This is a genomic window from Streptomyces hokutonensis, assembly GCF_042751305.1.
GTDB classification, from domain to species: Bacteria; Actinomycetota; Actinomycetes; order Streptomycetales; family Streptomycetaceae; genus Streptomyces; species Streptomyces hokutonensis_A.
In genome coordinates this window covers 149,563-168,652 of the sequence record NZ_JBHYWD010000013.1, presented here as the reverse complement: position 1 = coordinate 168,652, position 19,090 = coordinate 149,563, and the positions used below count along the sequence as shown (strand labels likewise).

15 protein-coding genes are annotated in these 19,090 nt (G+C 71.8%); 11 read left to right on the top strand and 4 right to left on the bottom strand.

Annotated elements, in window-relative coordinates; all coding sequences use genetic code 11:
* Positions 1-73: 73 nt before the first annotated feature.
* The 6 genes from ACFXC1_RS31325 to sucD all read left to right on the top strand — a co-directional run bounded on the left by ACFXC1_RS31325 (position 74) and on the right by sucD (position 9,300).
* Positions 74-1,213, top strand: coding sequence for an ATP-binding protein (locus ACFXC1_RS31325; protein ID WP_019066805.1), 1,140 nt, complete (start codon positions 74-76; stop codon positions 1,211-1,213).
* 66 nt (positions 1,214-1,279) lie between these two features.
* On the top strand, positions 1,280-4,276 hold the full coding sequence (locus ACFXC1_RS31320; protein WP_381248814.1) for a DUF5682 family protein: 2,997 nt from the start codon (positions 1,280-1,282) through the stop codon (positions 4,274-4,276).
* Positions 4,277-4,421: 145 nt separating this feature from the next.
* Positions 4,422-5,645 carry a VWA domain-containing protein gene (locus tag ACFXC1_RS31315; RefSeq protein WP_381248811.1) on the top strand — a complete coding sequence of 408 codons (1,224 nt, stop codon included), beginning with the start codon at positions 4,422-4,424 and terminating at the stop codon, positions 5,643-5,645.
* Between the two features lie 65 nt (positions 5,646-5,710).
* On the top strand, positions 5,711-6,544 hold the full coding sequence (locus ACFXC1_RS31310; RefSeq protein WP_381248808.1) for a hypothetical protein: 834 nt from the start codon (positions 5,711-5,713) through the stop codon (positions 6,542-6,544).
* 671 nt (positions 6,545-7,215) lie between these two features.
* Positions 7,216-8,394 carry an ADP-forming succinate--CoA ligase subunit beta gene (sucC, locus tag ACFXC1_RS31305; RefSeq protein ID WP_019066810.1) on the top strand — a complete coding sequence of 393 codons (1,179 nt, stop codon included), beginning with the start codon at positions 7,216-7,218 and terminating at the stop codon, positions 8,392-8,394.
* 21 nt (positions 8,395-8,415) lie between these two features.
* Positions 8,416-9,300: a succinate--CoA ligase subunit alpha gene (sucD, locus tag ACFXC1_RS31300; RefSeq protein WP_019066811.1), complete on the top strand. Its 885-nt coding sequence runs from the start codon at positions 8,416-8,418 to the stop codon at positions 9,298-9,300.
* A 173-nt stretch (positions 9,301-9,473) separates the two neighbouring features.
* Here the strand turns inward: sucD and ACFXC1_RS31295 are convergent, their stop codons facing one another.
* Complete coding sequence (locus tag ACFXC1_RS31295) at positions 9,474-10,598, bottom strand: helix-turn-helix domain-containing protein (protein WP_381248805.1); 1,125 nt, start codon at positions 10,596-10,598, stop codon at positions 9,474-9,476.
* Positions 10,599-10,694: 96 nt separating this feature from the next.
* On the opposite strand from ACFXC1_RS31295, the gene ACFXC1_RS31290 reads away from it, so the two are divergent.
* A complete protein-coding gene (locus ACFXC1_RS31290) occupies positions 10,695-12,425 on the top strand; it encodes a cell division protein PerM (RefSeq protein ID WP_381248803.1) in 1,731 nt (576 codons plus the stop codon).
* Between the two features lie 13 nt (positions 12,426-12,438).
* Here ACFXC1_RS31290 and ACFXC1_RS31285 read toward each other — a convergent pair whose 3' ends face one another.
* Positions 12,439-13,233 (bottom strand): hypothetical protein, encoded by a 795-nt coding sequence (locus tag ACFXC1_RS31285; RefSeq protein ID WP_381248800.1) that lies wholly within the window; start codon positions 13,231-13,233, stop codon positions 12,439-12,441.
* Positions 13,234-13,508: 275 nt separating this feature from the next.
* Here ACFXC1_RS31285 and purN point away from each other — a divergent pair, with 275 nt between their 5' ends.
* The gene (gene purN, locus ACFXC1_RS31280) at positions 13,509-14,138 is read left to right on the top strand and encodes a phosphoribosylglycinamide formyltransferase (protein ID WP_381248798.1); all 630 of its coding nucleotides are present in this window, start codon (positions 13,509-13,511) and stop codon (positions 14,136-14,138) included.
* Positions 14,135-15,700 (top strand): bifunctional phosphoribosylaminoimidazolecarboxamide formyltransferase/IMP cyclohydrolase, encoded by a 1,566-nt coding sequence (gene purH / locus ACFXC1_RS31275; RefSeq protein WP_381248795.1) that lies wholly within the window; start codon positions 14,135-14,137, stop codon positions 15,698-15,700. The genes purN and purH overlap by 4 nt, the downstream gene beginning before the upstream one ends.
* An 83-nt stretch (positions 15,701-15,783) precedes the next feature.
* On the opposite strand, the gene ACFXC1_RS31270 is transcribed toward purH, so the two are convergent.
* Together ACFXC1_RS31270 and ACFXC1_RS31265 are read right to left on the bottom strand one after the other, a co-directional pair.
* Positions 15,784-16,452, bottom strand: coding sequence for an RDD family protein (locus tag ACFXC1_RS31270; RefSeq protein WP_381248793.1), 669 nt, complete (start codon positions 16,450-16,452; stop codon positions 15,784-15,786).
* Positions 16,453-16,678: 226 nt separating this feature from the next.
* Entirely contained in the window at positions 16,679-17,320 is a 642-nt protein-coding gene (locus tag ACFXC1_RS31265) for a hypothetical protein (RefSeq protein ID WP_381248792.1), read from the bottom strand.
* 278 nt (positions 17,321-17,598) lie between these two features.
* Between ACFXC1_RS31265 and ACFXC1_RS31260 the strand changes: the two genes are divergently transcribed.
* Both ACFXC1_RS31260 and ACFXC1_RS31255 read left to right on the top strand, forming a co-directional pair.
* Positions 17,599-18,453, top strand: a complete 855-nt coding sequence (locus ACFXC1_RS31260; RefSeq protein WP_019066819.1) for a bifunctional methylenetetrahydrofolate dehydrogenase/methenyltetrahydrofolate cyclohydrolase — start codon at positions 17,599-17,601, stop codon at positions 18,451-18,453.
* A 34-nt stretch (positions 18,454-18,487) separates the two neighbouring features.
* Complete coding sequence (locus ACFXC1_RS31255) at positions 18,488-18,940, top strand: DUF3017 domain-containing protein (RefSeq protein WP_381248789.1); 453 nt, start codon at positions 18,488-18,490, stop codon at positions 18,938-18,940.
* Positions 18,941-19,090: the final 150 nt, after the last annotated feature.

The window sequence follows — 19,090 nt, the reverse complement described above, 5'->3', positions numbered from 1 at the left end:
GAACGGATTGTCAGTGGCGTGGTGCACGGTGGACACCAGATCCGAACCGGCCGAGCTGGAGGGGGCCTCAGCCATGACTGTGTCCGCAGAACCCATCAACGCGCAGGCGAGTGAGAAGCAGACGGCCGAGCCGCCGGAGGCGCTGCGTCCGCACGCCGAGGACGCCTTCGCCGACGAACTCGCGGCGCTCGCCGCACAGGACGACCGGCCGCGCCCGGTCCGCTGGAAGATGTCGCCGTGGGCGGTCGCCACGTACCTGCTCGGCGGCATCCTGCCGGACGGCACGGTGATCACGCCGAAGTACGTCGGCCCGCGCCGCATCGTCGAGGTCGCCGTCACCACGCTCGCCACCGACCGGGCCCTGCTCCTGCTCGGCGTGCCGGGCACCGCCAAGACCTGGGTCTCCGAACACCTCGCGGCGGCGGTCAGCGGCGACTCGACCCTGCTCGTCCAGGGCACCGCCGGCACCCCGGAGGAGGCGATCCGCTACGGCTGGAACTACGCGCAACTGCTCGCCAACGGCCCGAGCCGCGACGCCCTGGTGCCCAGCCCCGTCATGCGGGCCATGGCGGAGGGGATGACGGCACGGGTCGAGGAGCTGACCCGTATCCCGGCCGACGTGCAGGACTCGCTGATCACGATCCTGTCCGAGAAGACGCTGCCCATACCGGAGTTGGGGCAGGAGGTGCAGGCCGTCCGCGGCTTCAACCTGATCGCCACCGCGAACGACCGCGACCGCGGGGTCAACGACCTCTCCAGCGCCCTGCGCCGCCGTTTCAACACGGTGGTGCTGCCGTTGCCGGAGAGCGCGGACGCCGAGGTCGACATCGTCGCCCGCCGCGTCGACCAGATCGGCCGCTCGCTCGACCTGCCGGCCGTGCCCGAGGGCGTCGACGAGATCCGCCGGGTGGTGACCGTATTCCGTGAGCTGCGCGACGGGATCACGGCGGACGGGCGCACGAAGCTGAAGTCGCCCAGCGGCACGCTGTCGACGGCCGAGGCGATCTCCGTCGTCACCAACGGCCTTGCCCTGGCAGCCCACTTCGGCGACGGGCTGCTGCGGCCGAGCGACGTCGCCGCGGGCATCCTCGGCGCCGTCGTCCGCGACCCGGCGGCCGACCGGGTCATCTGGCAGGAGTACCTGGAAGCGGTCGTCCGGGAGCGCGACGGCTGGAAGGACTTCTACCGCGCCTGCCGGGAGGTGAGCGCGTGAGCGAGTCCAGGGGGCTGGTCGACGACGACTCCGCCTGGAGTCCGACCCGGAGGGGAGGGGGACGAAATGACGGGTACTGAGGGGGCCGGAGGTCCGGGCGCCGGACCGCTGCTGCTCGGCGTGCGGCATCACGGGCCCGGATCGGCGCGGGCCGTGCGGGCAGCGCTGGCGGCGACCCAGCCGCGGGTCGTACTGATCGAGGGCCCGCCCGAGGCCGACGCGCTGATTCCGCTGGCCGCCGAAGAGGACATGCGACCGCCGGTCGCGCTCCTCGCCCACGCCGTGGACGAGCCCGGCCGCTCGGCCTTCTGGCCGCTGGCCGAGTTCTCCCCGGAGTGGGTCGCGATCCGCTGGGCCCTGGAGCACGGGGTACCGGCCCGTTTCATCGACCTTCCGGCCGCGCACACGCTGGCGTGGGGGAAGGCCACGGAGGACGAGTCCACGGGAGAGGAGCGTCAGAAGGACCCGCCCACCCCCGACACACCCTCCGGCCCGGACATCCGTGTCGACCCCCTCGCCGTGCTCGCCGAGACCGCGGGGTACGACGACCCCGAGCGCTGGTGGGAGGACGTCGTCGAGCACCGGGGTGTGGGGGAGCGGGACCCGTTCGCGCCGTTCACCGCGCTGGAGGAGGCCATGGGGGCGCTGCGCGAGACGTACGGGGCCGGCGGGCACGACCGGGACCTGGTGCGCGAGGCGTATATGCGGCTCCAAGTGCGCACGGCGCAGCGGGAGTTCGAGGAGGGCGTGGCCGTGGTGTGCGGGGCCTGGCATGTGCCCGCGCTGCGGCAGCGGACCGCCGTCGCGGCGGACCGCGCACTGCTGAAGGGGTTGCCCAAGGTCAAGGCCGAGCTGACCTGGGTGCCGTGGACGCACCGCAGGCTGTCCCGGGCCGGCGGGTACGGCGCGGGCATCGACTCGCCGGGCTGGTACGGCCATCTGTTCGCCGCGCCGGACCGGCCGGTCGAGCGGTGGATGACCAAGGTCGCGGGGCTGCTGCGGGAGGAGGACCGGATCGTCTCCCCGGCCCATGTCATCGAGGCGGTACGGCTGGCGGAGACCCTTGCGGTGATGCGCGGCCGCCCGTTGCCGGGGCTCGGCGAGACCACCGACGCGGTCCGCGCGGTGATGTGCGAGGGCTCGGACGTCCCGCTGTCCCTGGTGCGTGACCGGCTGGTCGTCGGGGATGTGCTGGGCGAGGTGCCGCCGGGCGCCCCCGCCGTGCCGCTGCAGCGCGACCTCGACCGGCAGCAGCGCAGGCTGCGGATCAAACCGGAGGCGCTGGAGCGGGAGTTGGAGCTCGACCTGCGCAAGGAGACCGACGCCGCGCGCAGCAGACTGCTGCACCGGCTGCGGCTGCTGGGCGTCGAGTGGGGCGAGCCGGTCGCCTCACGGGGGAGCACGGGTACGTTCCGGGAGACGTGGCGGCTGCGCTGGGAACCGGAGTTGGCGGTCCGGGTCGCCGAGGCGGGCGTCTGGGGCACCACGGTGCTCGCCGCGGCGAACGCCAGGGCGGAGGCGGACGCCGTCGCGGCACAGAGCCTCGCCGACGTCACCGCCCTCGCCGAGCACTGCCTGCTGGCCGAACTCCCGGACGCGCTCCCCGTGGTGATGCGCGTCCTCGCCGACCGCGCCGCCCTCGACACCGACGTCGGCCACCTCGCCCAGGCGCTGCCTGCCCTGGTCCGTTCGCTGCGCTACGGCGACGTGCGCGGCACCGACACCGGCGCGCTCACGGAGGTCGCCGCGGGCCTCGCCGAGCGGATCTTCGTCGGCCTGCCCCCGGCCTGCACCGCCCTCGACGCGGACGCGGCGGACGAAATGCGACGCCATGTGGACGCGGTGCACGGGGCGGTGGCACTGCTGGGGGATACCGGTGGGGCTGGGCGGGACGCAGCCCCCGGGGGCGAGCGGGGCAAAGCCTCGGGGCCCGGACACGGTGACGTCGCCGGGCTTGGGCGTGGTGATGCCTCCGCGCCGGGTGACGGGGGTGCGGCTGAACCTGGGCATGGCGAGGCCTCGGCGCGGGGGAACGGCGAGGGATCCGGTCCTGAGTACGGGGAGAGCTCGGCGCGGGGCCGCGGCGAAGGGTCCGGTCCGGCGGACGGTGAGGCTCAGGCGCCGTGGAACGGCGAAGGGTCCGGTCCTGCGGACGGCGAGACTTCGGCGCGGGGGAACGGCGAGGGATCCGGTCCTGAGTACGGGGAGAGCTCGGCGCGGGGCCACGGCGAAGGGTCCGGTCCTGCGGACGGTGAGGCTCAGGCGCCGCGGAACGGCGAAGGGGCCGGTCCTGAGTACGGCGAGGCCTCGGCGCGGGGGAACGGCGAAGGGTCCGGTCCTGAGTACGGCGAGACTTCGGCGCGGGGCCGCGGCGAAGGGTCCGGTTCTGCGGACGGTGAGGCTCAGGCGCCGCGGAATGGCGAAGGGTCCGGTCCGGCGTACGGGGAGGCCCCCGGACCGGAGCGGCGTGACGCCTCCGTGGCCGGGGGCGCCGATGCCCCCGCCCTCGGCCACGGTGACCTGCGCCGTCGCTGGCGTGGGGTGCTTCGGACGCTCTCCGCGCGGGACACCGTGCCGGGCGTCATCCGGGGGCGTGCCGTACGACTCCTGCTGGACGGTGGGGAGTTGGGGCCGGACGAGGCGGCCCGGCTGATGGGGCTAGTGCTCTCGCCCGGGACACCGCCGACGGACGCGGCAGCGTGGATCGAGGGCTTCGTCGGCGGCGGGGGCGGGCTGCTCCTCGTGCACGACGAGCGGCTGCTCGGGCTGGTGGACGCCTGGCTGACGGGGGTGTCGGCGGAGGCGTTCACGGACGTACTGCCGTTGCTGCGGCGCACGTTCTCGGCGTACGAGCCGGGAGTGCGCAGAACGCTCGGCGAACTGGTGAGCCGCGGGCCCGGCAAGCAGGTGGGGGCGGTGGCGGCGGCGGTCGGGATATCCGGGTTCGGCGCGGAGCTGGATGCCGGGCGCGCGGACGCGGTGGTGCCGGTGCTGCGGCTGATGCTGGGGCTGGACGACACGACGGGGAACAGTGACAACGAGCTTGCGGGGGTGGCGGGATGATGACGGCGAGCAGCGGTAGGCAGGGCACGAGAAGGCCGGGGGAGCGGGCGCAGGCGGCGGGTGCCAGGCGTCGGAGCGAGGATCGTCCGGCGACCCCCGTGCGGGTCGTGCCATTGTGGGAAGGGCTGCGCCCGGGGGTGCGCGGATGACGGCGACCGGTGTGGCGGGGACGACGGTGAACGGGGCGGCTGGAACCGGCGACGCCGGCGGAGTCGCGGACCTGGAACCTGGACAGGAGCGGTTGCGGCGGTGGCGTCTGGTGCTCGGGGGTGACGCGGCCGACGGCACCGGGTGCTCGCTGTCCGGGCAGGACGCCGCGATGGACGGGGCGCTGGCCGCGCTGTACGGCAGGGAGGACAAGGGGAGGGCGGGGAAGGACCGTTCGGCGGGGCTCGGGGCGTCGGCGCCGTCCGTCGCGCGCTGGCTCGGGGACATCCGGACGTACTTCCCCTCCTCGGTCGTGCAGGTCATGCAGCGCGACGCCATCGACCGGCTCGGGCTGTCCGCGCTGCTGCTCGAACCGGAGATGCTGGAAGCGGTGGAGGCAGACGTGCACCTGGTCGGCACGCTGCTCTCCCTCAACAAGGCGATGCCGGAAACCACGAAGGAGACGGCTCGGGCGGTGGTGCGCAAGGTCGTCGAGGACCTGGAGAAGCGGCTCGCCACCCGCACCCGGGCCACCCTCACCGGCGCCCTCGACCGCAGCGCCCGTATCAACCGGCCGCGCCACCACGACATCGACTGGAACCGCACGATCGCGGCGAACCTCAAGCACTACCTGCCGGAGTACCGGACGATCGTGCCCGAGCGGCTGATCGGTTACGGGCGGGCGTCTCAGTCCGTGAAGAAGGAGGTCGTCCTCTGCATCGACCAGTCCGGGTCGATGGCAGCGTCCGTCGTCTACGCCTCCGTGTTCGGGGCGGTGCTGGCGTCCATGCGGTCGATCGACACCCGGCTCGTCGTCTTCGACACGGCGGTCGTCGACCTCACCGACCAGCTCGACGACCCGGTGGACGTGCTCTTCGGGACACAGCTCGGCGGCGGTACGGACATCAACAGGGCGCTCGCGTACTGCCAGTCGCAGATCACCCGGCCCGCGGAGACGGTGGTCGTCCTGATCAGCGACCTCTACGAAGGGGGGATACGCAACGAGATGCTCAAGCGGGTCGCGGCGATGAAGGCGTCGGGGGTGCAGTTCGTGACCCTGCTCGCGCTGTCCGACGAGGGGGCGCCGGCGTACGACCGCGAACACGCCGCCGCGCTGGCCGCGTTGGGGGCGCCGGCCTTCGCCTGTACGCCCGACCTGTTCCCGGAGGTGATGGCGGCGGCGATCGAGAAGCGGCCGTTGCCGATACCCGACACGGCCTGACGAACGGGCGTGGGGGACAGGGGGGTTGCGCGTCCTCGGGCGGTCCGTGCGAGGATCGTCGCCTCATGATCCGGCCCGCCGCACTGTCCGGTGCCGCCCTGCGCGTGACGCGTACGGCGGTTGGGCGGTGTGTGCTCCAACTGGCCCTGCTGGTGGGCGGGTTGTTCGTGCTGGGCTTCGTGTGCGGGGGACAGGCGCAGGCCGCGGACGGCGTGCCGGGACAGCAGCCGGGGATTCCGGCGGGGGCTTCGGTGGCCTCGGTGACTTCGGTCGTGAAGCCGGTTCCGGTTCCTGTCGTCGCTCCGGTACCGGCTCCGGTCGCGGACACAGTGGAGCGGGTCGTTCGGCCCGTGAGTGACGTGGTGACGAAGACGGTGACCGAGGTGTTGGCCGAGGCGCCTTCGTTGCCCGAGTTGCCCACGCTGCCCACCCTGCCCTCGGTCCCCGTGGTGCCGAGTCGGCCCGTGACCCCGGTCCAGGAGCCTCCGGCGCACACGGTGCCGGCGCCGGTGGCGGTGCCGACGCCCGTCCGGTCGGCACCGCGGCCCTCGAGTGGTGGACATCGTTCGAAGGCGAGGGTGGCCGAGGCGGCCGTGGGCAGCGGCGTGACGTACGGGCCGCGCGTCGCCGCAGACGAGGTCGGCGCCGCAGGGCGTATGGCCGTACGTCTTGTGCCGTCCGTCAGGCACGCCCCGGCGCATCAGGCGCCCAACGGTGCCCCGGATGGTGTCCAGCGCGATCAGCAGTCCATGGACGGCGTCACCTCGCGGCACTGTGACGCGCAGGCCGTGACGTCGGGCAACAAGGTGGCCGTGCGGCTCGTGCCCGGTGTCGCCGCGCGTGCGGCCGTCGCAGAGACCCGGGACAGGTACCGGGACGTTCCCGTCTTCCCAGGCTAGGCAGGCCCTTCCGGCAGTTGGTCTGCCCGGAATGTCGCCATGTCTCCTTTTCTGGAACGCCTGAGGAACCGACCTGTCCATGAGCAACAGCATGAGCACGAGCACCCACATCACCCCGGCCGAAGTCCGACGACGTCTCGTCGATGCCGAGGTCTCCGTCCCGCGAGGGTCCCGGGTCAGGGCCGCCGCGGCCATCCAAGGCGCACGGGCCGCACGGGCCGCGCGCGCCGCACACATTGTGTGCACCCGGACCGTCCGGCACTGGGAGTAACAGACTCCGTGAGGCAGTGACCCCGGACGGCCGAATGCCGTCGGTGCGTCCGGGGTGCGTCTCGCGGTAGGGGGTTCCCGCCGGGCCGGCCCCAACCCGGCGGGACCCCGCCCGAACGACCGGCCCGAACGACCGGCCCGACGACCCGCCCGAAACGACTCGCCCGCGCGCCCCGTCCGCGGCACTCCGTGTCACGGAATCCGGCATCATGTGACAGGTATCACCGCTCAGGTGTGACCCTCGATTTAGGGGCCCTCCGCAAGCAGCGATAACCTGCGAGACGGACATGCCGCGCGCTCGGTCACCGTGTGCGCCTCCCTTGTGACAGCGGACGTCACGTTGCCCTTCGCGGCACGCCCACGCATCCAACGAACCGCGAGATCACTGAGGACGGAAGCGCGTGGACCTGTTCGAGTATCAGGCGAGGGACCTCTTCGCCAAGCACGATGTACCGGTGCTGGCCGGTGAAGTCATCGACACGCCTGAGGCGGCCCGCGCAGCCACAGAGCGGCTCGGCGGCAAGTCCGTCGTCAAGGCCCAGGTGAAGGTCGGCGGCCGTGGCAAGGCGGGTGGCGTGAAGCTCGCCGCCACCCCGGACGAGGCCGTCGCGCGTGCGACGGACATCCTCGGCATGGACATCAAGGGCCACACGGTCCACAAGGTGATGATCGCCGAGACCGCGCCCGAGATCGTCGAGGAGTACTACGTCTCGTACCTCCTCGACCGCACCAACCGCACCTTCCTCGCCATGGCGTCCGTCCAGGGCGGCGTGGAGATCGAGGTCGTCGCGGAGGAGAACCCCGAGGCGCTCGCGAAGGTCCCGGTCAACGCCAACGAGGGCGTGAGCATCGAGAAGGCCCGCGAGATCGTCGCGCAGGCGAAGTTCCCGGCCGACGTCGCCGAGCAGGTCGCCGAGATCCTGGTGACGCTGTGGGACACCTTCGTCAAGGAGGACGCCCTCCTCGTCGAGGTCAACCCCCTCGCGAAGGTCGCCGACGGCCGTGTCATCGCCCTCGACGGCAAGGTCTCGCTGGACGAGAACGCCGAGTTCCGTCAGCCGGAGCACGAGGCGCTGGTCGACCACGACTCCGCCAACCCGCTCGAGGCGGCCGCCAAGGCGAAGAACCTCAACTACGTCAAGCTCGACGGCGAGGTCGGCATCATCGGCAACGGCGCGGGTCTCGTCATGAGCACCCTGGACGTCGTCGCGTACGCCGGTGAGAACCACGGCGGCGTGAAGCCGGCCAACTTCCTCGACATCGGCGGCGGCGCGTCCGCGGCCGTGATGGCGAACGGCCTGGAGATCATCCTGGGCGACCCCGACGTCAAGTCGGTCTTCGTCAACGTCTTCGGCGGCATCACCGCGTGCGACGAGGTCGCCAACGGCATCGTGCAGGCGCTGCAGCTGCTCGCGGACAAGGGCGAGGAAGTCACCAAGCCCCTCGTCGTCCGCCTGGACGGCAACAACGCCGAGCTGGGTCGCAAGATCCTCTCCGACGCCAACCACCCGCTGGTCCAGCGCGTGGACACCATGGACGGCGCGGCCGACAAGGCCGCCGAGCTCGCGGCTGCGAAGTAAGGGACGAGGGACAAAACAGCCATGGCTATCTTCCTCACCAAGGACAGCAAGGTCATCGTCCAGGGCATGACCGGCTCCACGGGCATGAAGCACACCAAGCTCATGCTGGCGGACGGCACCAACATCGTCGGTGGCGTCAACCCCCGTAAGGCCGGCACGTCCGTCGACGTCGACGGCACCGAGATCCCGGTCTTCGGCACGGTCGCCGAGGCGATCGAGAAGACGGGCGCGAACGTATCCGTCCTCTTCGTACCGCCGGCCTTCTCCAAGGCCGCCGTGGTCGAGGCGATCGACGCCGAGATCCCGCTCGCGGTCGTCATCACCGAGGGCATCGCCGTCCACGACTCGGCCGCGTTCTACGCGTACGCGGTCGCGAAGGGCAACAAGACCCGCATCATCGGCCCGAACTGCCCCGGTCTCATCACCCCGGGCCAGTCCAACGCCGGCATCATCCCGGGCGACATCACCAAGCCGGGCCGTATCGGCCTGGTCTCGAAGTCCGGCACGCTGACGTACCAGATGATGTACGAGCTCCGTGACATCGGCTTCTCGTCCGCCGTCGGCATCGGTGGCGACCCGGTCATCGGCACCACGCACATCGACGCGCTCGCCGCGTTCGAGGCCGACCCCGACACCGACCTGATCGTGATGATCGGTGAGATCGGTGGCGACGCGGAGGAGCGCGCGGCGGACTTCATCGCGAAGAACGTGACGAAGCCGGTCGTCGGTTACGTCGCCGGCTTCACCGCGCCCGAGGGCAAGACCATGGGCCACGCCGGCGCCATCGTCTCCGGTTCCTCCGGCACGGCCGCCGCGAAGAAGGAGGCCCTCGAGGCCGCCGGCGTCAAGGTCGGCAAGACGCCGACCGAGACGGCGAAGCTGGCGCGCGAGATTCTGGCCGGCTGAGTTTCCTGGCTGCACGTCGATGGGCCCGCTCCGTGGGTTGGAGCGGGCCCATCGGCGCGTTGCCGGCTGCGGGCCGGTGGGGGTTGCCCGCGCAGTTCCCTGCGCCCCTCCCAAGCCCACGTGCGTTTGGAGGGGCGCGGGGAACTGCGCGACCAGCCGCAACGCACCCGCACCTATCGACTCAACGGAAGCAGCCTTTCCGGCCCCACAGTCATCCCGTTCCGCAGACGATCCCGGAGCTGGATCTCCTCCTCCGACAACGCCCCCTGCACAGCCCGCGCCGGCACCCCCTCCACCCGCTGCCCCAACGGCACCGGCGGCTCGTAATGCGTGGGCGCACTCCGCAACGTAAGCGTCGTCGCGCCGGCGATCGCGACGGTGAACGCGATCGCCGCCCGGGTCCAGAACTGGGTGCGGCGTTCGCCGACGAACCGCACCGTCGGCGGCTTGGCCGCGTGCAGCCGCGCCGTGGAGGCCAGTTCGGTCAGCCGTCGGTGCAGTTCGGTCGGGTCGGACAGCTCGGGGAGCTGCGCGGCCAGCGCCTCGCGCGCGTGCAGCAGCCGGTTCGCCGCGGCCGGCGTGCTCGCCTCCGTCTCCGCCGCCATCTCCGCGAGACCGAGCCCGACACCGTCGTAGAGGAGGAGGGTCCGGCGGTACGACGGGGGGAGTTCGAGGAGGGCGGTGAGCAGGACGCGGTCGGCGGGGGCCGGGGGCGGGGGTTCCGGGTGGCGGTATCTGGGGCGGAAGCGGTGCCAGGGGGAGAGCGCGTACTCGTACGCGACCGAGCGCACCCAGCCGGCCGGGTCGCGGTCGACCGCGACCTCGGGCCAGCGCTGCCACGCGGTCTGGAAGGCCCGCTCGACGGACTCCCGCGCCAACTCGCGCCGCCCGGTGAGCAGATAGGTCTGCCGTACGAGGGAGGGCGCGCAGAACGCGTAGAGCGCGTCGAAGGCCTGAGCGGGGGTCAGGGGAGCGGGCGCCGGATCGGTGTGCGGTACGGGGATCTCGACCACGACGATGTCGGCGTGCGGAGACTCCGGTTGAGCCTCCTCCACCTCGGCTGTATCCACCTCTGCCTCTTCCACTGCGGGCGTGTCCTCGGCCAGGTCGTTGAGCAATTTCGCGTACGCCTCCCGTTTCCGGCCCCGTGGTGAGGTGCGGCCGGTCTCCCACGCGCGCACCGTCTCGCGGCTGACGCCGACCCGCGTGGCCAGCTGAGCCTGTGTCAGGGACGCGGCCTCGCGCAGCCGTCGGCGTTCCTTGGGCGGCGGGAGCGGGGTTGCAGGGGTCTGCATCACCGGATGCCCCTCCGTACGAAAAAGTACATAAATGTATATTGGGCGACACTTCGGAGGTTCGCCTGTTACGACGAGAAAGCGCGTGTCGTTGGGAGCATGGCGGTCGTGATGCCGATGACCCACCGCCGACCGTCGTTGTCGCCCCTCCTCACCCGGATGCGCGACCGATCCCCCGGACTGGCCGCCAGCCTCTTGGGTGGCGCGGTCGCGGCGGGGCTCGGACTCGGTTCGTTCGCCGTGCTCGTGATGATGCTGTGGATCAGCTCGCCGTACCCCGACAGCGGACCCGGCGGCGCCCTGCACATGGCCGCCGCGCTCTGGCTCCTCGCGCACGGCGTCGAACTGGTCCGCACCGACACCCTCTCCGGAATCCCCGCCCCCGTCGGCGTGACCCCGCTGCTCCTCCTCGTCCTGCCGGTCTGGCTGCTGCACCGGGCGGCCCGGGACGCGGTGTTGGGCGGAGCCGACGAGGACACCGACATCCCGCCGGTCCCGGCCCGCACCGCCTGGACCGGCGTCGCCCTCGGCTACCTCGCCGTCGGCACCGCAGCCGCGCTCTATGCGTCCAGCGGCGAACTCTCCCCGTCCTGGAGCTGGACGGCCGTGTGTCTGCCGCTGCTCGCGGCGGGCGCGGCCGGTTCCGGGGTGTGGACGGCGTACGGGCGCCCGCGTGAACCCGTGTTGAGCGTGCTGGTCCTGCTGCCGGCCGGGCTGCGGCGGCTCGTTCTCGGCCCGGAGGCCCGCGAGTCACGGGCCCGGATCGGCACCGCGCTGCGCGCCGCCGGTATCGGCACGGCGGTGTTCGTCGGGGGCGGCGCGCTGCTGCTCACGGCGTCCCTGGTCTGGCACGGAGGAGCGGCGCAGACGTCGTTCCTGCGGCTGACGGAGGCGCTGTCGGGCCGGTTCGCGGTGCTGTTGCTCTGCCTCGCGCTGGTCCCGAACGCGGCGGTCTGGTCGGCGGCCTACGCCCTCGGCCCCGGCTTCGCGCTCGGCACCCACCACACGGTGGACCCCCTCAACTCGGCCCCGGCCCCGCTGCTCCCTCCGTTCCCGCTGCTCGCGGCGGTCCCGGACGCGGGCGCCGGAACCCCGCTCAACTGGCTGGCGGGACTGGTGCCGTTGGCCGCCGGGGTGATGGTCGGGTGGTTCGTGGCGCGGGTCGCGGTGGGGCAACGGGGCGACAGCGAAGGCGAGTTGACGAAGTCGGACGGCACAGGCGGTCCGGCGTCGGCACCCTGGCCGCAGGGCCGCACCGCCGCCACCGCGCTGCTCGCCGCCGCCCTGTGCGCCGTAACGCTGGCGCTGTTCGCGGAGTTGTCGGGCGGTCCGCTCGGGGGTGCCGCGCTCGCGCGGTTCGGGCCCGTGTGGTGGCAGACCGGGGGAGCGGCGCTGGCGTGGCTCGCGGTGGTCGCGGTGCCTACGGCGACGGGGCTGCGGGCGTGGCGGCTGCGGGAACCGCGAGTGCCGAAGCCGACGGTCGGGAAGCCGCGGGAGGCCGAGGCCGAGAAGGCGCCGGATGTTCCGGTGGGACGCCGGTTCCGGAAGCCGTTCACGGTCGGCCGGCGCCGGTTCACCCGCAAGCCGGAGGAGACGCCGGTACCTGTACCGGTCCAGGCTCCCGTCGACCAGCCGTACATCGCCTACGACCACGATCCGACGTTCGACCCGTACGACTTCCTGCCCCTCGATGTCCCGTCGGAGCCCTCGCCCACCCCCTGGTACGACGACGCCTCCCGCGAGGCCCGCTGGGCGGCTCTGAGGGAGGCGTCGACTCCACCGGAACACCCGGAACACCCGGAACCCGCGGACGGGCCCGGGCCGAACTGACCGGTGCCGTCCGTCAGTTGGCCGTTCCCAGCAGGCCCCGCAGGTCCTTCGGCAGCAGCTGGTTGCAGGACTGCTTCGCCTCGTTCGTCAGGGCGTCGTTCGTGCAGGTGTAGAAGTCCTTGTAGGCCAGCTGCGCGACGAACATCGCGGCGACCAGGGCGATGGCCAGGGACGCGGTGACCAGGCCGCTCACCGCCGCCGTCGTCTGGGGGCGGCCCGGTGGTTCGGGGGCGGGCGGGGTGTCCGGGTCGGTGGTGCGGGGTTTGGCGCGCAGGGCGCTGCCGCCCCAGTAGAGGGCGAGCGCGCCGAGCAGCAGGGCCACGTACGGCCAGCTGAAGAGGGCGAAGAAGAAGGCCCACATGCCGCTCAGCAGGGCGTAGCGGGCGCGCCGCTGGGCCGGGTCCGTCGGGTCCCAGCGCATGCCCTGGCCGGGGCCGGGGCCGTTGTTCGGGCCCTCGGAGCCGCCGCCCGGTCCGCTCTGGCCGCCGGGCCGGTCGCCGAAGCCGCCCTGGGAACGCCCGGGCTGCCGGTCGCTCCACTGACTGCCCCACGGCGAACGACCGCCGCCGTCACCCTGCGAGGAGTCGTCGCCGTCACGACCCTCCGGGCGCCGCGGCTGCCAGGGCCGGTCCGGGGTGCCCTCGGGCGGCGGGGCGAACGGGTTGTCGTCCGACCCCGCACCGCTCTGTCCCTCCGAGGGTGCGTCGGGCGGCGAGGAGGGCCGCTCCCGGAGCAGCACGGTGCCGCGCTCCCCGCCCTGCAAGGACTGCGGGGGGAACGTGAGGAGTCGGGGACTGCGGTCCGGCATCAAGTGAGCGTCTTCCCCTTGTTGAATACGTCTCTCCGACATGAGCTGTCACTTCGTGAACGCGTCGCACGACAACGGCGTTCCCGAGCCCGCTCTCCCCAGACGCTACCTTCCGGCCACGCCCCCGTCCCGTGGGGGCTGTCCGGTGTGCCGGTATCGTTGCTGACGGTCGGCCGCTTCGTAGACTTCCCCGTATCCCGGGGCGCGAAGCATTCGTATGAATGCACGAACGGGCCGCCCGCACGCACCCCGCTCCCCCGAGAAAGGGCCCCGCCGTGGCCGCCAAGCCCGTGGCCAAGCGCCTTGTCGTGCTGGTCTCCGGTTCCGGTACGAATCTGCAGGCGCTGCTCGACGCCATCGCGACCGAGGGCGGGACGGCGTACGGAGCCGAGATCGTGGCCGTGGGCGCCGACCGCGAGGGCATCGAGGGCCTGGCCCGTGCCGAGCGCGCCGGGCTGCCCACCTTCGTGTGCCGGGTGAAGGACTTCGCGACCCGCGAGGAGTGGGACGCGGCGCTCACGGCGGCGACCGGGGCGTACGAGCCCGATCTGATCGTGTCGGCCGGGTTCATGAAGATCGTGGGCAAGGAGTTCCTCGCCCGTTTCGGCGGCCGGGTCGTGAACACCCACCCCGCCCTGCTGCCCAGTTTTCCGGGAGCCCACGGCGTTCGGGACGCGCTCGCGTACGGCGCCCGGGTCACCGGCTGCACCGTCCACTTCGTCGACGACGGCGTCGACACCGGGCCGATCATCGCTCAGGGCGTGGTCGAGATCCGGGACGAGGACGACGAGAGCGCTCTGCACGAGCGCATCAAGGAAGTCGAGCGAAGGCTGCTCGTCGATGTCGTGGGGCGGCTGGCCCGCAACGGCTATCGCATCGAGGGACGAAAGGTAGTTATCCAGTGACCGCCGAGAGCAACAAGCGAGCCATCCGACGGGCGCTCGTCAGCGTCTACGACAAGACCGGCCTCGAGGAGCTGGCGCGCGGCCTGCACGAGGCGGGCGTCGAACTCGTCTCCACGGGCTCCACGGCCGGCCGTATCGCCGCCGCCGGCGTCCCCGTCACCAAGGTCGAGGAGCTGACCGGCTTCCCCGAGTGCCTGGACGGCCGGGTCAAGACCCTGCACCCGAAGGTGCACGCCGGCATCCTCGCCGACCTGCGGCTGGAGAGCCACCGGCAGCAGCTCGACGAGCTGGGCGTGGCCCCCTTCGACCTGGTGGTCGTCAACCTCTACCCGTTCCGGGAGACGGTCGCCTCGGGCGCCTCTCCCGACGAGTGCGTCGAGCAGATCGACATCGGCGGCCCGTCGATGGTCCGCGCCGCCGCCAAGAACCACCCCTCGGTCGCGGTCGTCACCAGCCCCGCGCGCTACGCCGACGTCCTGAACGCAGTGCAGAACGGCGGCTTCGACCTCACCACCCGCAAGCGGCTCGCCGCGGAGGCCTTCCAGCACACGGCGTCGTACGACGTGGCGGTCGCCAGCTGGTTCGCGAGCGCCTACGCGCCGGTCGACGAGTCGCAGTTCCCCGACTTCCTCGGCGGCACCTGGGAGCGCGAGAACACCCTGCGCTACGGCGAGAACCCGCACCAGCCGGCCGCGCTCTACGTCGACGCCTCGGGCGGCGGTCTCGCCAAGGCCGAGCAGCTGCACGGCAAGGAGATGTCGTACAACAACTACACGGACACGGATGCCGCGCGCCGTGCCGCCTACGACCACGCCGAGCCGTGTGTCGCGATCATCAAGCACGCCAACCCCTGCGGTATCGCGGTCGGTTCGGACGTCGCCGAGGCGCACCGCAAGGCGCACGCGTGTGACCCGCTGTCGGCGTTCGGCGGGGTCATCGCCGTCAACCGGCCCGTCAGCAAGGAGCTGGCCGAGCAGGTCGCCGAGATCTTCACCGAGGTCATCGTCGCGCCGGACTACGAGGAGGGCGCGCTCGAAGCCCTCGCCAAGAAGAAGAACATCCGGGTGCTGAAGGCCCCGGGCGGTCCGGCGAACGCGGTCGAGTTCAAGGCGATCGACGGCGGGGCGCTGCTCCAGGTCACCGACCGGCTCCAGGCCGACGGCGACGACCCGGCCAACTGGACGCTGGCGACCGGCGAGGCGCTCTCCGAGGCCGAGTTGGCCGACCTCGCCTTCGCCTGGAAGGCCTGCCGCGCGGTGAAGTCCAACGCGATCCTGCTGGCGAAGGACGGTGCCTCGGTCGGCGTCGGTATGGGCCAGGTCAACCGCGTCGACTCCGCGAAGCTCGCCGTCGAGCGGGCGGGGGAGGAGCGGGCGCGGGGTTCGTTCGCGGCCTCGGACGCGTTCTTCCCGTTCCCGGACGGGCTGGAGATCCTCACCGCGGCAGGCGTCAAGGCCGTTGTCCAGCCGGGCGGTTCGGTCCGTGACGAGCTGGTGGTCGAGGCCGCGAAGAAGGCCGGCGTCACGATGTACTTCACGGGGACGCGGCACTTCTTCCACTGAGGTCCGCCGATACGCCTTGTATACGGCTCAGGGCCGTGCCCCCGGGGAATCGGGTGGCACGGCCCTGAGCCGTATGGGGACCGTCAGTTCTGGATGACCATCGTGCTCGCGGCCTTGTCGTGCCAGCCCTGCTGGCGGCCGGACTTGTCCCAGAACGGGGACAGGTAGACGACGAGCTGGCCGATGCCGCAGGCGAGGCTGCCGACCAGCGGGATGACCCAGCGGATGATCGAGGAGCCCAGGCCCGGCTTCTGGCCGGTGTCGGCCTTCACCACGCGCAGGCCGACGGCCATCTTGCCCAGGGTCGCGCCCACCAGACCGATCATCAGCCACTCGTAGAGCAGGCTGCAGATCATCAGGGCGCCGACGACCGCGCCGATCGCGCCCACCATGTGGCTCGCCGCGTCGTCGACGCAGGACTGGTAGTCGGAGGCGTTCGGGTCGCAGTCCTTGATGGCGCTGATCGAGCCGGCGACGCCCGCGAGGGAGAGCACGAAGTAGATGACGAAGAGGATCAGTCCGTCGATCAGGCGGGCGCCGAAACGCCGGCCCATCGAGGCTATGCGCGGGGCGCCGGGCACGCCGGGGCCGCCCGGGTAGCCGGGCTGCTGGGGGTAGCCGTAGCCGGGCTGGCCGCCCTGGGGGTAGCCGTAACCCTGCTGCGGGGGCTGCTGCGGATAGCCGTAACCGGGCTGGCCCTGCGGGGCGTTCTGGGGCTGCCCGTAAGGGTTGTTGGGATCGCCGAAGCTCATGGCGAGGTTCCTCCGTCTGCACTGTCTCAGGTGGGGACGATGCGGGTTGCGCGGAGGAACGTCGTAGCTTGAGCGGTTTTCCCCCCGAACATGAACCGCGGTACTGCGCCGCTCATGCTCGTGGGGGTGATCACTTTTTGTCCAGTTGGAATCCTCATGTGTTGTGTAAGCGAAACATCAATTTCGCTGGGTGACCGAAAGTGTTCGCCTGTTTTTCTCGGAGTCCTCAGTAGCGCGGACGTGCGAACCAGGCCGTGCCACTGGCGACCATCGGGGCCGCCGTGATGACCGCGCCGAAACCGACCCACAGCAGTGTGTAGAGGACCGCAGCGGCCGGTCCGTTGTCGAGGGCGACGATCAGGAAGACGAAGCCGACGAGCGTGCCGAGCGCGCCGTAGACCACCGTGGTGACGCGGATGCCCTGGCCGCCGCGGCCGAACTTGACGCCCAGGGTGATGGACAGGGCGGCGAAGGCGAGGCTGACGAGCCCGAAGAAGATGAGGAGACCGGCCAGCGCGTGACCGGCGTCGCCGACCGACTTCATCGGGACCACGGAGGTGGCGTCGTCCGTCACATCGCTGACGAAGGCGCCGACGTAGAGCCAGGCCACACCGGCCAGGATCTGCGTCGCGGAGATGATGAACAGGAAGACGCGGGCGGTCATGAGCAGCCCGGGCATCGACTGTGCGGGCATCGTCGCGCCGCCCGGATAGCCGTAGCCGTAGCCGGAGTACGGCTGCTGCTGGGGATAGCCGTAGCCGTAGGTGTAGCCGGGAGCGGTGGGGGGCTGCTGGGGCGGTGGGGGCGGCTGTGATGGCTGGGGCGTCTGTCCGTACGGATACGGGTTGTTCGGGTCGCCGTAACTCATGGCGTCTCTCCTCCGTCTGCCTCTGACGAGTGCGGGGACGGCGTGCGGCACCGACTGGAGGAAAGCCCTGTGGAGCAAGTGGATCAAGCGGATGGTGCGGATGGTACGGACGCGCTGCGTTCCCCCGGTACTGCACGCGGCACTGTGTACCCATGGTTCTGGAGGCGGCTGCCCCCGTCCAGCGGAATTCCGTATATTGCGTATATTCCGCATCTTCCGTATGGGTTGTGGAGACGCCTGATTGGAATCGGGGCCCTGTCATCCGCGAGGATGGGGTCATGACCGCCCAGATTCTCGATGGCAAGGCCACCGCAGCCGCGATCAAGTCCGATCTGACCGCCCGCGTGGCGGCGCTGAAGGAGAAGGGCGTCACGCCCGGCCTCGGCACGATCCTGGTCGGGGACGACCCCGGCAGCCAGAAGTACGTCGCGGGCAAGCACCGCGACTGCGCCCAGGTGGGCATCGCCTCCATCCAGCGCGAACTGCCCGCCACCGCGACGCAGGAGGAGATCGAGGCGGTCGTCCGGGAACTCAACGAGGACCCGGCCTGCACCGGCTACATCGTCCAACTCCCGCTCCCCAAGGGCATCGACGAGAACCGCATCCTCGAACTCATGGACCCGGACAAGGACGCCGACGGCCTCCACCCGATGAACCTCGGCCGCCTCGTCCTCAACGAGCCCGCCCCGCTGCCCTGCACCCCGAACGGCGTGCTGACCCTGCTGCGCCGCTACGGCGTGGAGATCAAGGGCGCTGAGGTCGTGGTCGTCGGACGCGGTGTCACCATCGGCCGCCCGATGCCGCTCCTGCTCACCCGGCGCAGCGAGAACGCCACGGTGACCCAGTGCCACACCGGCACCCGCGACCTCTCCTCCCACCTCAAGCGCGCCGACATCATCGTCGCCGCCGCCGGTTCCGCCCATCTGATCCGGCCCGAGGACGTGAAGCCGGGCGCCGCCGTCCTCGACGTCGGGGTCTCCCGGAACGCCGACGGCAAGATCGTGGGCGACGTCCACCCGGGCGTCGCCGAGGTCGCCGGCTGGATCTCCCCGAACCCCGGCGGAGTCGGCCCGATGACCCGCGCCCAACTGCTCGTCAACGTGGTCGAGGCGGCGGAGCGCAGTGTCGCCTGACAGCAAGGAACCCGGTAAGGGAGCGGCGAAGCACGTGGACGACATCGAGGTGACGGACCCCGTCAGCGCCCCCGACGCCGAGGGCGTCCCGCGCCGCACCACCCGCCGCTTCCCCCTCTTCACCCGGGACACCGCCCGCCCCGAGGGCGGCGGCCGGGCCGCGTCCGGCGCCGCCCCGGCACCGGCCCGCCAGTGGCCGATCCTCGCGGTGCTCGGCACGGTCGGCCTCGGCCTCCTGCTGACCGCCTTCGACGTCTTCCGCTACGGCACCCTGCTCATCGGCGCCGCCCTGCTGGCCGGCGCCGTCCTGCGCTGGGTCCTGCCGGACGTCGGCATGCTCGCCGTGCGCTCCCGCTTCACCGACGTCGTCACCTACTGCGTGCTCGGCCTCGCGATCGTCCTGCTGGCGATGATGGCGCAGCCCAAGCCGTGGCTGGTCATCCCGTTCCTCAAGGACACGCTGCACTACACGGTCAACACCGGCTGACAGCCGGTCGGTTCACGACACACGACGGCGGCCCGTCCCCTCCCCCGAGCAAGGACGCGCCGCCGTCTGGTTTTCAGCGTGCCGTGCGGTGAGCGGGCTGTTCAACGGCTGTCAGCGCGCTGTGGCAGGGAGGTGACCGTTTCGCTACGC

Coding starts and splice junctions, on each gene's coding strand:
- ACFXC1_RS31325 (WP_019066805.1), top strand. CDS start 74: ATGACTGTGTCCGCAGAACCCATCAACGCGCAGGCGAGTGAGAAGCAG.
- ACFXC1_RS31320 (WP_381248814.1), top strand. CDS start 1,280: ATGACGGGTACTGAGGGGGCCGGAGGTCCGGGCGCCGGACCGCTGCTG.
- ACFXC1_RS31315 (WP_381248811.1), top strand. CDS start 4,422: ATGACGGCGACCGGTGTGGCGGGGACGACGGTGAACGGGGCGGCTGGA.
- ACFXC1_RS31310 (WP_381248808.1), top strand. CDS start 5,711: ATGATCCGGCCCGCCGCACTGTCCGGTGCCGCCCTGCGCGTGACGCGT.
- sucD (WP_019066811.1), top strand. CDS start 8,416: ATGGCTATCTTCCTCACCAAGGACAGCAAGGTCATCGTCCAGGGCATG.
- ACFXC1_RS31290 (WP_381248803.1), top strand. CDS start 10,695: ATGGCGGTCGTGATGCCGATGACCCACCGCCGACCGTCGTTGTCGCCC.
- ACFXC1_RS31285 (WP_381248800.1), bottom strand. CDS start 13,233: ATGCCGGACCGCAGTCCCCGACTCCTCACGTTCCCCCCGCAGTCCTTG.
- ACFXC1_RS31270 (WP_381248793.1), bottom strand. CDS start 16,452: ATGAGCTTCGGCGATCCCAACAACCCTTACGGGCAGCCCCAGAACGCC.
- ACFXC1_RS31265 (WP_381248792.1), bottom strand. CDS start 17,320: ATGAGTTACGGCGACCCGAACAACCCGTATCCGTACGGACAGACGCCC.
- ACFXC1_RS31260 (WP_019066819.1), top strand. CDS start 17,599: ATGACCGCCCAGATTCTCGATGGCAAGGCCACCGCAGCCGCGATCAAG.